The sequence below is a fragment of the Pseudomonas sp. PB101 genome, assembly GCF_009764265.1.
In the GTDB taxonomy this organism is placed as follows: domain Bacteria; phylum Pseudomonadota; class Gammaproteobacteria; order Pseudomonadales; family Pseudomonadaceae; genus Aquipseudomonas.
This window is the reverse complement of record NZ_RWIR01000022.1, coordinates 1-14,176: the sequence shown is the minus strand read 5'-3', so window position 1 is coordinate 14,176 and position 14,176 is coordinate 1. Positions and strand designations below refer to the sequence as shown.

General features: G+C 60.8%; 14 protein-coding genes. 5 read left to right on the top strand and 9 right to left on the bottom strand.

All coding sequences use genetic code 11. The features are described 5' to 3' along the window. Positions 1-307 precede the first annotated feature (307 nt). The 5 genes from EI969_RS06635 to dadA all read right to left on the bottom strand — a co-directional run bounded on the left by EI969_RS06635 (position 308) and on the right by dadA (position 4,386). Positions 308-730, bottom strand: coding sequence for a cytochrome c5 family protein (locus EI969_RS06635; RefSeq protein ID WP_160386709.1), 423 nt, complete (start codon positions 728-730; stop codon positions 308-310). Between the two features lie 182 nt (positions 731-912). Then, a complete protein-coding gene (locus EI969_RS06630; protein ID WP_007975150.1) occupies positions 913-1,461 on the bottom strand; it encodes a cupin domain-containing protein in 549 nt (182 codons plus the stop codon). A gap of 127 nt (positions 1,462-1,588) precedes the next feature. After that, the gene (gene alr / locus EI969_RS06625) at positions 1,589-2,662 is read right to left on the bottom strand and encodes an alanine racemase (RefSeq protein WP_160386707.1); all 1,074 of its coding nucleotides are present in this window, start codon (positions 2,660-2,662) and stop codon (positions 1,589-1,591) included. Between the two features lie 94 nt (positions 2,663-2,756). After that, positions 2,757-3,110, bottom strand: coding sequence for a RidA family protein (locus tag EI969_RS06620; protein WP_160386706.1), 354 nt, complete (start codon positions 3,108-3,110; stop codon positions 2,757-2,759). Continuing rightward, complete coding sequence (dadA, locus tag EI969_RS06615; protein WP_160386704.1) at positions 3,082-4,386, bottom strand: D-amino acid dehydrogenase; 1,305 nt, start codon at positions 4,384-4,386, stop codon at positions 3,082-3,084. Before dadA ends, EI969_RS06620 begins: the two co-directional genes overlap by 29 nt. A gap of 157 nt (positions 4,387-4,543) precedes the next feature. Between dadA and EI969_RS06610 the strand changes: the two genes are divergently transcribed. Continuing rightward, complete coding sequence (locus EI969_RS06610; protein ID WP_007975155.1) at positions 4,544-5,032, top strand: Lrp/AsnC ligand binding domain-containing protein; 489 nt, start codon at positions 4,544-4,546, stop codon at positions 5,030-5,032. Between the two features lie 122 nt (positions 5,033-5,154). On the opposite strand, the gene EI969_RS06605 is transcribed toward EI969_RS06610, so the two are convergent. Beyond that, positions 5,155-5,508, bottom strand: coding sequence for a YkgJ family cysteine cluster protein (locus EI969_RS06605; RefSeq protein WP_150716221.1), 354 nt, complete (start codon positions 5,506-5,508; stop codon positions 5,155-5,157). A gap of 147 nt (positions 5,509-5,655) precedes the next feature. On the opposite strand from EI969_RS06605, the gene EI969_RS06600 reads away from it, so the two are divergent. Next, the gene (locus EI969_RS06600) at positions 5,656-6,963 is read left to right on the top strand and encodes an FAD-binding oxidoreductase (RefSeq protein ID WP_160386702.1); all 1,308 of its coding nucleotides are present in this window, start codon (positions 5,656-5,658) and stop codon (positions 6,961-6,963) included. 142 nt (positions 6,964-7,105) lie between these two features. Here the strand turns inward: EI969_RS06600 and EI969_RS06595 are convergent, their stop codons facing one another. Continuing rightward, the gene (locus EI969_RS06595; protein ID WP_160386700.1) at positions 7,106-7,351 is read right to left on the bottom strand and encodes a DUF1127 domain-containing protein; all 246 of its coding nucleotides are present in this window, start codon (positions 7,349-7,351) and stop codon (positions 7,106-7,108) included. A gap of 179 nt (positions 7,352-7,530) precedes the next feature. On the opposite strand from EI969_RS06595, the gene EI969_RS06590 reads away from it, so the two are divergent. Continuing rightward, entirely contained in the window at positions 7,531-8,964 is a 1,434-nt protein-coding gene (locus tag EI969_RS06590) for a PLP-dependent aminotransferase family protein (protein ID WP_160386698.1), read from the top strand. A gap of 60 nt (positions 8,965-9,024) precedes the next feature. Next, positions 9,025-10,599, top strand: a complete 1,575-nt coding sequence (locus EI969_RS06585) for a phospholipase D family protein (RefSeq protein WP_160386696.1) — start codon at positions 9,025-9,027, stop codon at positions 10,597-10,599. A gap of 65 nt (positions 10,600-10,664) precedes the next feature. On the opposite strand, the gene EI969_RS06580 is transcribed toward EI969_RS06585, so the two are convergent. Both EI969_RS06580 and EI969_RS06575 read right to left on the bottom strand, forming a co-directional pair. Then, entirely contained in the window at positions 10,665-11,807 is a 1,143-nt protein-coding gene (locus tag EI969_RS06580; RefSeq protein WP_160386694.1) for an MFS transporter, read from the bottom strand. A 186-nt stretch (positions 11,808-11,993) separates the two neighbouring features. Next, complete coding sequence (locus EI969_RS06575; RefSeq protein WP_150716215.1) at positions 11,994-13,487, bottom strand: aldehyde dehydrogenase; 1,494 nt, start codon at positions 13,485-13,487, stop codon at positions 11,994-11,996. Between the two features lie 237 nt (positions 13,488-13,724). Between EI969_RS06575 and EI969_RS06570 the strand changes: the two genes are divergently transcribed. Next, positions 13,725-14,087 (top strand): cupin domain-containing protein, encoded by a 363-nt coding sequence (locus EI969_RS06570; RefSeq protein WP_160386692.1) that lies wholly within the window; start codon positions 13,725-13,727, stop codon positions 14,085-14,087. The last annotated feature ends 89 nt before the right edge of the window (positions 14,088-14,176 follow it).

Genomic DNA, 14,176 nt, shown 5'->3' with positions numbered 1-14,176 from the left:
TTGCGAAAACCTACATTGCCGTTGATATAAGCCTCAATGGCCGTAATTTTGAACTGAAGCGAAAACTTGCCCATGGAAACACCGCCAAAAGTCAGGATTGGTGTCCAGCTTTTGGGGTGCAGTCCAAACTGTGGGAGCGAGCTTGCTCGCGATGGATTCACAGACGCCGTGGGGTATCAGGTTCGCCGCGTTATCGTTGGCGACCATCGCGAGCGGGCTCGCTCCTACAGGTGGGCGGTGGTGTTCGTTGAAACGGCGGGCACAAAAAAGCCGCTCGAAAGCGGCTTTTCAGCAGCAAGATTCTGGCTTATTTCAGGCCGGACATCTTCTGGATGGCGCCTTTGAGCTCGGCATCGGAGCAGTCGGCGCAGGTGCCTTTAGGCGGCATCGAGTTAACACCGGTAATGGCCTTGGCCAGGATGCCGTCGAGGCCGCCCTGGTGGTCGGCACGCTCTTTCCAGGCAGCGGCATCACCAATTTTCGGTGCGCCCAACAGGCCTGAACCGTGGCAAGCGTTGCAATGTTTTGCAATCACTTCGTCCGGGGTTTTCGCACCGCCACCGCCGCCGGCGGAAGCGGCGACTTCCATGCCCTTGCACTCTTTACCCTGAACACAAACCTGGCCTACTGGCTCAAGGCGTTTGGCAATATCGTCGTTGGTCGCAGCTTGAGCGCTGACACTGACAGCCCATAGGGCCAATACGGTTGCTGGTGCAGCCAGCATTTTCATAATTAGGTTCACGCGTTCACCCTCAATGGTGGCTAGTCACGCCTACGGCCACGGTTCGCAGGCGGGCGCAAGTATAGCGGTAAGCCCGTCGCACTGAAACAACCCCAAAGTCGCAAGGGTCTTAGGCTGCGGCGGAAAAACGGCCCGGGCGCCTCTGTGATGCTGGCAGGACGCCTCTTTTCTTAGAAATTCGCCGGTGTGGCTGCGCTGATTAGTCGCGCAGGCGCATCGAACGGATTCCGGAAACGGTGTGGCTTGGTACTTTCAAAGTAGTAGCTATCGCCAGCTTCGAGGACAAAAGTTTCGAGACCGACCACCAGTTCCAGTTTTCCTTCGACCAGGATGCCGGTCTCCTCGCCCTCATGGGTGAGCATCTCGTCACCGGTGTCGGCGCCTGGCGGGTAGATTTCGTTGAGGAATGCGATGGCGCGGCTCGGATGCGCCCGGCCGACCAGTTTCATGGTTACGGCGCCATCGGAAATGTCGATCAGCTCGTTGGCCTTGTAGACGATCTGGGTCGGTTTTTCCTGCAGGATTTCTTCGGAAAAGAACTCGACCATGGACATGGGAATCCCGCCCAGCACTTTGCGCAGCGAACTGATCGAAGGGCTCACGCTGTTCTTTTCGATCATCGAAATGGTGCTGTTGGTGACACCCGCCCGTTTGGCGAGCTCACGCTGGGAAAGGCCTTTGAGCCTACGGATGGATTGCAGTCGTTCACCGACGTCCAAAGCTTGCGCCTCCAGGATTCAGATTGTTGGAATAGTGAGCGTTATCATGGCGACAGCGTTCAGTATTTACAACACCTTGACCTGAATCCTGCTCAGCGAGGCGACTTCCGGTCTCGAGCCTTGCGCACTAAGCCCCGGAATAGAGCAGTGGCACCCGGCGCAGGTTGCAGAAAATCTGATAAGGAATCGTCCCGGCGGCCATGGCGACATCACTGGCCAGGATGTTTTTGCCCCACAACTCGACGGTCGAACCCAGGCCGGCCTGCGGCACATCGGTCAGGTCGATGCAGAGCATGTCCATCGATACCCGACCGATCAGTTGGCTACGCTGCCCGGCAACCAGCACCGGCGTGCCGGTCGGTGCCAGACGCGGGTAGCCGTCGGCATAACCCATGGCCACGACCCCTATGCGCATCGGTTTAGGGGTGATGAATTTGGCACCGTAACCGACCGGCTCGCCAGCCGGCAGCTCGCGGACGCTGATCACTTTCGACTCCAGGGTCATCACTGGTTGCAGGCGCGAGGCCACTTCATTGGCCTCTTCGAACGGCGTGGCGCCATAGAGCATGATGCCGGGGCGCACCCAGTCGCTGAGAATCTGCGGCCAACCGAGCACCGCCGGCGAGTTGCGCAGGCTGACCTCTGCGGACAAGCCCTTGCGCGCGGCTTCAAACACCGCCACCTGTTCGCTGCTTGCCTGTTCGTGCAGTTCATCGGCACGCGCAAAGTGGCTCATCAGCACGACTTTCGCGACCTTGCCGCAGGCCAGCAGCCGTTGATAGGCCGCCTGATAATCCGCCGGGTGCAGCCCAACGCGGTGCATGCCCGAATCGAGTTTCAACCACACGGTGATCGGTTTGCTCAACGAGGCTTTTTCGATGGCTTCGAGCTGCCACAGCGAATGCACCACGCACCAGAAATCATGCTCGACGATCAGCGCCAGCTCATCGGCTTCGAAAAAACCTTCCAGCAGCAGCACCGGCGCACGGATGCCCGCCGCTCGCAGCTCCAGCGCCTCTTCGATGCAGGCCACGGCAAACCCGTCCGCCTCGGCTTCCAGCGCCTGGGCGCAACGCACCGCGCCATGGCCATAGGCATCGGCCTTGATCACCGCGAGGGCTTTGGCCCCCGTGAGTTCACGGGCGATTCGATAGTTGTTGCGCAGGGCTTGAAGGTCGATCAGGGCACGGGCAGGACGCATGGCGGCAGACTTCTGGTCGGGTTATCGGGAAGAAAAACCGGTGCTGGCTGGTAGCGTGAACCGCCAACAGCACCGGGAGAGGGATCGTTAAAACCTACGGCAACGCGGCGACGATGGAGATCTCGACCAGGATACTCGGCTTGGCCATCTTCGCTTCGACGGTGGCACGGGCCGGGGCGCTGCCTTTTGGCAGCCACTGGTCCCACACCGAATTCATGCCGGCAAAGTGCGCCTCGATGTCGTTCAGATAGATCGTCGCCGACAGCAGATTCTGTTTGTCAGTCCCGGCCAGATCGAGCAAGCGTTCGATATTGGCGAGCACGTCGCGGGTCTGCTGTTCAATCCCGGCGTTGAAGTCGTCGCCAACTTGCCCGGCCAGGTACACCGTGCCGTTATGGGTAACGATCTGACTCATGCGCTCATTGGTGAGCTGGCGCTGGACTGACATGCTTTGCAGACTCCTGGGTTTTGCTGCCATAACGGGAAATATCGAGGCCTTCGGCGCTGATCTGCGGCTTTTTCTTCGCCATCAGGTCAGCCAGCAAGCGACCGGAGCCACAGGCCATGGTCCAGCCGAGCGTGCCGTGACCGGTATTCAGAAACAGGTTCTTGAACGGGGTGGCGCCGACAATCGGGGTGCCGTCCGGGGTGGTCGGACGCAGGCCGGTCCAGAAATCAGCCTGGGCCAGATCGCCGCCCTGAGGATAAAGATCGTTGACGATCATCTCCAGGGTTTCGCGTCGGCGCGGGTTCAGCGACAGGTCAAAACCGGCGATTTCAGCCATGCCGCCGACGCGGATGCGGTTGTCGAAACGGGTGATCGCAACCTTGTAGGTCTCGTCGAGAATGGTCGAGGTCGGGGCCATCGCCGGGTTGGTGATCGGCACGGTCAGGGAGTAGCCCTTGAGCGGGTACACCGGCGCCTTGATCCCCAGCGGCTTGAGCAACTGCGGCGAGTAGCTGCCCAGAGCCAGCACGTAGCGGTCGGCGGTTTCCAGCTTGCCGTCGATCCACACACCGTTGATGCGGTCACCGGCGAAGTCGAGGCGCTGAATGTCCTGACCGAAACGGAATTGCACGCCGAGGTTGGCGGCCATCTCGGCGAGCTTGGTGGTGAACATCTGGCAGTCGCCAGTCTGGTCGTTCGGCAGGCGCAGGGCACCGGCGAGGATGTCGGTGACGCTGGCCAGCGCCGGCTCAACGCGGGCAATGCCGTCGCGGTCGAGCAGCTCGAACGGCACGCCGGACTCTTTCAACACGGCGATGTCTTTCGCGGCGCCGTCCAGTTGCGCCTGGGTGCGGAACAGTTGGGTGGTACCGAGGCTACGGCCTTCGTAGGCGATGCCGGTTTCGGCGCGCAGTTCATCGAGGCAGTCACGGCTGTACTCGGACAGACGGACCATGCGCTCCTTGTTCACCGCGTAACGGCTGGCGGTGCAGTTGCGCAGCATCTGTGCCATCCACAGGTACTGGTCGATGTCGGCAGTGGCCTTGATCGCCAGCGGCGCGTGGCGCTGCAACAGCCACTTGATGGCCTTGAGCGGCACGCCCGGCGCGGCCCACGGCGAGGCATAACCCGGCGAGACCTGGCCTGCGTTGGCGAAACTGGTCTCCATGGCAGCAGCCGGCTGCCGGTCCACGACCACCACTTCAAACCCGGCACGGGCCAGATAATAAGCACTGGTGGTACCGATGACGCCGCTACCCAAGACCATGACGCGCATTTTCATATCCCTCATCGCGGCGAACCGCTGACGTTTGTTGTTCAGAGCTGCAGATGCGCGCAGTGTAAAAAAGATTTGCCAGTGCTTTTCACTATATAAACGCCTATATTTGGCGACAATTCTCGGCAAAAACCCTTTTCACGGAGGCGCATCCCCTATGCGTACCAACACTCAGACCAAACGTGAGCTGGACAAGATCGACCGCAATATCTTGCGGATCCTGCAAGCGGACGGGCGCATTTCTTTCACGGAGCTTGGGGAAAAAGTCGGGCTCTCGACCACGCCCTGTACTGAGCGGGTCCGGCGTCTGGAGCGCGAAGGGATCATCATGGGCTACAACGCCAGGCTCAATCCCCAGCATCTGAAGGGTAGTCTGCTGGTGTTCGTCGAGATCAGCCTGGATTACAAATCCGGTGATACTTTCGAAGAGTTCCGACGTGCGGTGCTGAAATTGCCCCATGTACTGGAGTGTCACTTGGTATCAGGGGATTTCGACTACCTGGTGAAGGCGCGGATTTCCGAGATGGCCTCGTACCGCAAGTTGCTGGGCGACATCCTGCTCAAGCTGCCCCATGTGCGCGAGTCCAAGAGTTATATCGTGATGGAAGAGGTGAAGGAGAGTTTGACCCTGCCGATTCCGGATTGAAATTTGCGGTGGCAGAACCGGCCCCATCGCGGGCAAGCCCGCGCCCACAGGTACAGTGGTGATCCTGTGGGAGCGGGCTTGCCCGCGATGGGGTCGACTCGGTGAACTGATTTACGGGATGGTCAGACCAGCACCTGTCGGTTCGAAGCCATGTACTCGAACACCTGCTTCTCCACCCTCGGATGAATCAGCTCCACCGGACCGCGGCCATTGGGGCACGGCAATGTCCTGGTGGTGCCGAACAACCGGCAGATCAGCGGCCGCTCGTCATACACGGTGCAGCCGTTTGGCCCCAGATGCACACAGTTGAGCTCTTCCATCGCGGCATCCTGCTCGGCACGGGTCTTGCGCGGCAGGCGTGACATTTCTTCGGGCGAGGTGGTCACCGGCCCGCAGCAGTCATGGCAGCCGGGAACGCACTCGAACGAGGGAATCTGCTGGCGCAAGGTGCGGATTGTCTGGCTGTTGCAGCTCATTGCAGCGGTGACCGATAGCGGAATAGAACGGGATTCTGACGCAAAAGCCCCGATCCAGACAGCACCAACCGACCAATGTTGCCCGCCCGGGAAGGTCCGGCTTATGCTCCGTCAAATTTTCTAAACATCAGAATCAGGATCACGCACATGATTGCCCGTGCTCAACAGCCTGCTGCGAACCACACCGCCTCCTACTACGCCGCCAGCAGCCTGCCGCAGCCCGAGCACCCTGCGCTCAAAGGCGAAGTGCTGGCGGATGTCTGCGTGGTGGGTGGGGGGTTCTCGGGGTTGAACACGGCGCTTGAGCTGGCCGAACGCGGCCTCAGCGTGGTGTTGCTCGAAGCCCACAGAATCGGCTGGGGCGCCAGTGGACGCAATGGCGGGCAGCTGATTCGCGGCGTCGGCCACGGCCTCGATCAGTTCACCAACGTCATCGGTGTCGAAGGCGTGCGGCAAATGAAACTCATGGGCCTGGAAGCCGTGGAAATCGTCCGGCAACGGGTCGAGCGCTTCCAGATCCCCTGCGACCTGACCTGGGGCTACTGCGACCTCGCCAACAAACCCCGCGACCTTGAAGGTTTCGCCGAGGATGCCGAAGAACTGCGCGGTCTCGGTTATCGCTTCGAGACACGATTGCTGCAAGTCCACGAGATGCACACCGTGGTCGGCTCCACGCGTTACGTCGGCGGCCTGATCGACATGGGTTCGGGGCACCTGCATCCGCTGAACCTGGCCTTGGGCGAAGCCGCAGCGGTACAACGGCTGGGGGTCCGACTGTTCGAGCAATCGGCCGTGACGCGCATCGATTATGGCCCCGAGGTCAAGGTGCATACCGCCGAGGGTGTGGTGCGCGCCAAAACCCTGGTGCTGGGCTGCAATGCCTACCTCAACAACCTCAACCCGCAACTGAGCGGCAAAGTCCTGCCCGCCGGCAGCTACATCATCGCCACCGAACCCCTGAGCGAAGAACAGGCCCACGCCTTGTTGCCGCAGAACATGGCGGTCTGTGACCAGCGGGTGGCCCTGGACTACTACCGGCTTTCGGCTGACCGGCGCCTGCTGTTCGGCGGCGCCTGCCATTACTCCGGACGCGACCCGAAAGACATCGCCGCGTACATGCGTCCGAAAATGCTGGAGGTCTTCCCGCAACTGTCTGGGGTGAAGATCGACTATCAATGGGGTGGCATGATCGGCATCGGCGCCAACCGCCTGCCGCAGATCGGACGACTCAAGGACCAGCCGAACGTGTATTACGCCCAAGCCTATTCCGGTCATGGCGTGAATGCGACGCACCTCGCCGGCAAGCTGCTGGCCGAAGCCATCAGCGGTCAGCACAGTGGCGGCTTCGATCTGTTTGCCAAGGTGCCACACATCACCTTTCCCGGCGGCAGGCATTTGCGCTCGCCGTTACTGGCGTTGGGGATGTTGTGGCATCGCCTTAAAGAGTTGGTGTGAAGGATTGGCGGCATCAGAACTGACGCCTCGCTGGCAAGCCAGCTCCCACAGGAATTACTGGTGTTCACAAGATTTGTGTTCACCACCGAAACCTGTGGGAGCTGGCTTGCCAGCGAAGAGGCCCGAAAGAACACTGCAAATTTCAGATCCGCCAGAAAGGCTTCAGCCCCTCCTCCAGCGCCTGCTCCCGCGTCAGCCCGATATCCTTGAGCTGGTCAGTCGTCAGCGCCAGCAACGCCTTGCGCGTATGCAGCCGACGCCAGAACAGATCCCAACGATTCTGGCCGGACACCGCATCGCGCATGCTCGCCTCCCGCGTGCCGTTGTTCTGCCCTGCCGCCAGTTCCTGACTGTGTAACGTCAGCCGCACATCGCTCAAACCGTTCATCTTGGGTGCTCCTGTTTACTTGGGTAGCCAGAGGTTCCATGATGCGTGGGTGAGCAAAAGCATTACAGATTCAAAGCAACTGTATTAACTCCATACAGTTTTGCCGATTCCGTCACTGAATCCCGATTTTTCGCTCGATCTGTACTGGTCAACCGAATCACACCTGTCGAGGCTGCACCATGACCCTTTACGTCAATCTCGCCGAATTGCTCGGCACGCGTATCGAACAGGGCTTCTATCGCCCCGGTGACCGGCTGCCCTCGGTAAGGGCGCTGAGCGTCGAGCACGGCGTCAGCCTGAGCACGGTGCAGCAGGCCTATCGGGTGCTGGAAGACAGCGGGTTGGCCACGCCGCGGCCCAAGTCCGGGTACTTTGTTCCCGCCAGCCGCGAACTGCCGGATTTACCCGCAGTCGGTCGCCCGGCCCAGCGCCCGGTGGACATTTCCCAATGGGACCAGGTGCTGGAGTTGATTCGCGCCGTGCCGCGCAAAGACGTGGTGCAGCTGGGCCGCGGTATGCCGGACATCACCAGCCCGACCATGAAGCCGCTGCTGCGCGACCTGGCGCGAATCAGCCGGCGGCAGGACATGCCCGGTTTGTATTACGACAACATCCACGGCAACCTCGAACTGCGCGAACAAATCGCTCGCCTGATGCTCGATTCCGGCTGCCAGTTGAGTGCCAGCGATCTGGTGGTCACCACTGGATGCCATGAAGCGCTGTCCACCAGCGTTCGCGCGATTTGCGAGCCGGGGGACATTGTGGCGGTGGACTCGCCGAGCTTCCACGGCGCCATGCAGACCCTCAAGGGCCTGGGCATGAAAGCCCTAGAAATCCCCACCGATCCGCTGACCGGTATCAGCCTCGAAGCGCTGGAGCTGGCCCTGGAGCAATGGCCGATCAAGGTCATACAGTTGACCCCCAACTGCAACAACCCGCTGGGCTACATCATGCCGGAGTCGCGCAAACGCGCGTTGTTGACGCTTGCGCAGCGCTTTGACGTGGCGATCATCGAGGACGATGTGTATGGCGAGCTGGCCTACACCTATCCGCGCCCGCGCACGATCAAGTCCTTCGACGAGGACGGTCGCGTCCTGTTGTGCAGTTCGTTTTCCAAGACCCTGGCGCCAGGCCTGCGCATTGGCTGGGTCGCGCCGGGCCGGTATCTGGAACGGGTGCTGCACATGAAATACATCAGCACCGGCTCAACCGCGCCACAACCGCAGATCGCCATTGCCGAATTCCTCAAGGGCGGGCACTTCGAACCGCATTTGCGGCGGATGCGCACGCAATACCAGCGTAATCGCGACATGATGATCGATTGGGTAACCCGCTACTTCCCGGCCGGCACCCGTGCCAGTCGCCCGCAAGGCAGCTTCATGCTGTGGGTCGAACTGCCGGAAGGTTTCGATACGTTGAAACTGAATCGTGCCTTGCACGACCTGGGCGTACAGATTGCCGTGGGCAGCATCTTTTCCGCCTCCGGCAAGTACCGCAATTGCCTGCGCATGAACTACGCTGCCAAGCCGACACCGCAGATCGAAGACGCGGTGCGCAAGGTCGGTGCGACAGCGATCAAGCTGCTGGCGGAAACCGATCAGCTCAGCGACTGACTTTTCTTCGGGAATCAGCGTCCATATGCCTATCTGCGCCGCCAAACGGAACGATCCTACGTGAGAGTCAGACAGCCCCTGCTTGCTCTTGTACTACTCGCCGCGTTCCTGGGCGGTTGCTCCAGCCTCGACGTCCGGCGTGAACCGAGCCAGGCACTGCCGGCCTCAGACTCCGCATTCGGGCGTTCGGTCCAGGCGCAAGCGGCACCCTACAACGGGCAATCGGGCTTTCGCCTGCTATCGGACAGCAGCGAGGCCTTCACCGCCCGCGCCGAACTGATCCGCAATGCCCAAAGCAGCCTCGACTTGCAGTACTACATCGTGCACGACGGCATCAGCACGCGCATGTTGATCGAGGAACTGCTCAAGGCCGCCGACCGGGGCGTGCGGGTGCGGGTCCTGCTCGACGATACCACCAGCGACGGCCTGGACCGGGTCATCGCCACCCTCGCCGCACACCCGCAGATCCAGATCCGTGTGTTCAACCCGCTGAATCTTGGCCGCAGCACCGGCGTAACACGCACCGTGGGCCGGCTATTCAATTTGTCGCAACAGCATCGGCGCATGCACAACAAGTTGTGGCTGGCGGACAACAGCATGGCCATCGTCGGCGGGCGAAATCTGGGGGACGAGTATTACGATGCCGAGCCCAACATGAACTTCACTGACATCGACCTGCTCGGTGTCGGCCCGGTTGCCGAGCAGCTCGGACACAGTTTCGACCAATACTGGAACAGCGCCCTGAGCAAGCCGATCGACGAATTCCTGTCGAGCAAACCCACACCTCAAGACCTGGAAAACACCCGCGCCCGACTGGAAGAGTCCCTGGCGCAAACGCGCAAGCAGAATCACGCGCTCTACCAACACTTGATGACCTTCACCACGCACCCGCGCCTGGACATCTGGCGCCGCGAGCTGATCTGGGCCTGGAACCAGGCATTGTGGGATGCGCCGAGCAAGGTACTGGCCAAGGGCGAGCCCGACCCGCAGTTGCTGCTGACCACGCAACTGGCGCCTGAACTCAACAGCGTCCGCAAAGAACTGATCATGATCTCGGCCTACTTCGTGCCCGGCCAGCCGGGACTGGTGTACCTGACCGGGCGCGCCGATGCCGGCGTTTCGGTGAAACTGCTGACCAATGCACTGGAAGCCACGGACGTTCCCGCGGTACACGGTGGTTACGCGCCCTATCGCAGAGCGCTACTGGAGCATGGCGTGAAGCTTTACGAACTGCGCCGCCAACCCGGCGAGGGAGGCGGCAGCGGTAGCGGGCCGCATCTGTTTTCCAGCAGCTCCTATCGCGGCTCTGACTCCAGTCTGCACAGCAAGGCGATGATCTTCGACCAGCAGAAATCCTTTATCGGCTCATTCAATTTCGATCCACGCTCGGTACTGTGGAACACCGAAGTCGGCGTGCTGGTGGACAGCCCGGAATTGGCGGCACGGGTCCGCGAGCTGGCGCTGCAGGGTATGGCGCCGGCCCTGAGTTATCAGGTGGAGCTGGAAAACGATCAGATCGTCTGGACCACCGAAGACGACGGAAAAATGCACACCCTGACCAAGGAGCCAGGTAGTTCGTGGCGGCGATTCAATGCGTGGCTGAGCAATACGGTTGGGCTGGAGAAGATGTTGTAACTGCGGTGTGATGGAGCTTTTGTGGCGAGGGAGCTTGCTCCCTCGCCACAGTACTCCGATGCTCATCAGGCTGGCTGAGCCGTACCAAACGCCCCTTGCCGCGACACCACGATCAATACGCCCAAGGCCCCCACCGCCATCAGCAACGGCAACGCATGACCGCTGATCCACTGGCTGCCGGCACCCGCCAACAGCGGCCCGATCAGACAACCAATCCCCCACAGCTGGGCGATGTGAGCGTTAGCCCGCACCAGCGCATCGTCGCGATAACGCTCGCCGATCAGGATCAACGACAAGGTGAATAACCCGCCAGCGCTGGCGCCGAATAACACCCACAGCGGCCAGATCAGCAGTGTGTCGATCAGCATCGGAATCGCCAGACTCGACAGCAGCAAGACGACTGCGCAGCCGGTAAACAATGAACGGCGTGACAAGCGATCGGCCAACGCACCAATCGGCAATTGCAGCACTGCATCGCCGACCACCACCGTACTGACCATCGCCAGGGCGATCTCCGTGCTGAAGCCCTGGCGCAGGCAATAGACTGGCAACAGCGTCAGAATCATCGCCTCGAACGCGGCGAACAGCGACACCGCCCAGGCAATCGCCGGCAGGCCACGGCAAAACTCAAGCAAATCACGCAGGGTCACGCTGCTGGCCTCGCTGCTCGGCGCACCACTGCGCCCCAACAACAGAAACGGAGCAGCCATCAGTAAACCGACGCCGACCCAAAAACCATAATCGTGCTCGGTGCCAAGGAAGCCCAGCAACACCGGCCCCGCCAGCTGACTCAGTGCGTAGCTGCTGCCATACAGCGCCACCAGCCGCCCGCGCCATTGCTCGACCACCAGTTGATTGATCCAGCTTTCACCGATGATGAATACGAGGGTCAGGATCACCCCAATCATCAGCCGCAACACCAACCAGATCGGATAGCTCGGCAACAGCGCCAGCAAACCGATCGAAACCGCCCCGGCCCACAGGCACAAGCGCATCAGATTGGCCGTGCCGAAGCGCGCCGCCAGATGGCTGGAGATTTTCGCCCCCAACAGGACGCCGATGGCCGGCATCGCCGCCATCACACCAATGGCAAACGAGCCGTAGCCCCAGCTCTCCAGACGAAAGGACACCAGCGGCATGCTGACACCCAGGGCCAGGCCGACACTCAAGACAGATGCCAAAACGGCGAAATAAGTCGCCCAACGCATGTTCCACGCTCCTGTGGATATTTTTATGTACAACACAAAACACTGTGGGAGCGAGCTTGCTCGCGATAGCGGTACAACATTCAACATTGAAGTCGACTGTTACACCGCTATCGCGAGCAAGCTCGCTCCCACAAGGGAACTGTGTCGTTCGGGAGGCCTGGTACTCAACAGGCCTCCGTCACTGACTTACAACTTGATCCAGGTCGCCTTCAGCTCGGTGTATTTGTCAAACGCGTGCAGGGACTTGTCGCGACCGTTGCCGGACTGCTTGAAGCCACCGAACGGAGCGGTCATGTCGCCGCCATCGTACTGGTTGACCCACACGCTACCGGCACGCAGTGCGCGGGCGGTGAGATGGGCCTTGGAGATGTCGGCAGTCCAGACCGCAGCGGCCAGGCCGTATGGCGTGTCGTTGGCGATCGCGATGGCTTCTTCGGCGCTGTCGAATGCGATGACCGACAGTACCGGGCCGAAGATTTCCTCCTGGGCGATTTTCATCGCGTTGCTCACACCATCGAAAATCGTCGGCTCAACATAAGTGCCGCCCGTTTCCTGAAGCGTACGCTTGCCACCGGCCACCAGCTTGGCGCCGTCGGCATGACCGGACTCGATGTAGGACAGCACGGTGTTCATCTGCTGGGTATCGACCAGCGCGCCAACATTGGTCGCCGGATCCAGCGGGTTGCCCGGCTTCCAGGTTTTCAGCGCCTCGATCACCAACGGCAGGAATTTATCCTTGATCGAACGCTCCACCAGCAGACGCGAACCAGCGGTGCAGACTTCGCCTTGGTTGAAGGCGATGGCACCGGCAGCCGCTTCGGCAGCGTCCTGCAGGTTCGGCGCATCGGCGAACACGATGTTCGGGCTCTTGCCGCCGGCTTCAAGCCAGACGCGTTTCATGTTCGACTCGCCGGAATAAATCAGCAACTGCTTGGCGATCTTGGTCGAACCGGTGAACACCAGGGTGTCGACATCGTTGTGCAGGGCCAGGGCCTTGCCGACGGTGTGACCGTAACCTGGCAGCACGTTCAGCACGCCTTTCGGGATGCCGGCTTCGACAGCCAGTTCAGCGATGCGGATGGCGGTCAGCGGCGATTTTTCCGACGGCTTGAGGATCACCGAGTTACCGGTGGACAGCGCAGGACCGAGTTTCCAGCACGCCATCATCAGCGGGAAGTTCCACGGCACGATGGCACCAACAACACCCACCGGCTCACGGGTCACCAGGCCCAACTGATCGTGCGGGGTTGCAGCGACTTCATCGTAGATCTTGTCGATGGCTTCACCGCTCCAGCTCAGGGCTTGCGCCGCGCCGGGAACGTCGATGTACAGGGAATCGCTGATCGGCTTGCCCATGTCCAGGGTTTCAAGCAGGGCCAGCTCTTCGGCGTGCTGTTTCAGCAGGCCGGCGAAACGGATCATGGTGGATTTGCGCTTTGCCGGCGCCAGGCGCGACCAGGCACCGGAGTTGAAGGTGGCGCGAGCGTTTTCCACGGCGCGCTGGGCGTCGGCGGCGTCACAGCTGGCAATCTTGCCCAGCAGACGGCCATCGACCGGGCTGATGCACTCGAAGGTCTCGCCGGATACGGCATCGGTGTATTCGCCATTGATATAGGCGCGGCCTTCGATTTTCAGGTCGCGGGCACGTTGTTCCCAATCGGCACGGGTCAGGGTGGTCATGCGAGTGTCCTCCTCTTATTGATACGACACCCGCGCTCTTCGCGGGTGCTGTCAGGAATTCTGCCCGGCCAGCCTGCTTTTCGGCCCAAGGCATCCCGCCACCCTAAACCAGCCGCGCATGAAGTTTCAATATATTTGACATAACACCGGCAAACGGCCTTGCGATGTTCATTTTAATAAACATAGACTTTGCCCGGACACCCACCCATTGCGCCGTAATCAAAGGAGATAACAACAATGAACATCCAGAACGTCGTCGACTTCAGCCAAGCCAACACCACCGCCGAACGCTACCGCCCGGACCCGGCAAAAGTGCTCAAGGGCGACCCGGAACAAGCGGTCTACAACCACTACAACAGCCCTTGCGGGCAGTTGAATGCTGGCGTGTGGGAAGGCGATGTCGGGCAGTGGACAGTGAACTTCACCGAACACGAGTACTGCGAGATCCTGCAGGGGGTTTCGGTGCTGCGTGACAACGACGGCAACGCCAAGACCCTGCGCGCAGGCGATCGCTTTGTGATCCCGGCCGGGTTCAAAGGCACCTGGGAAGTACTGGAATCGTGCCGCAAGGTCTACGTGGCGTTTGAACAGAAGGCCTGAGGATTTGGGTTGTCCCAGCCGGCCTAATCGCGAGCAAGCTCGCTCCCACAGGATATGTGATCGACGCAGTTCCCTGTGGGAGCGAGCTT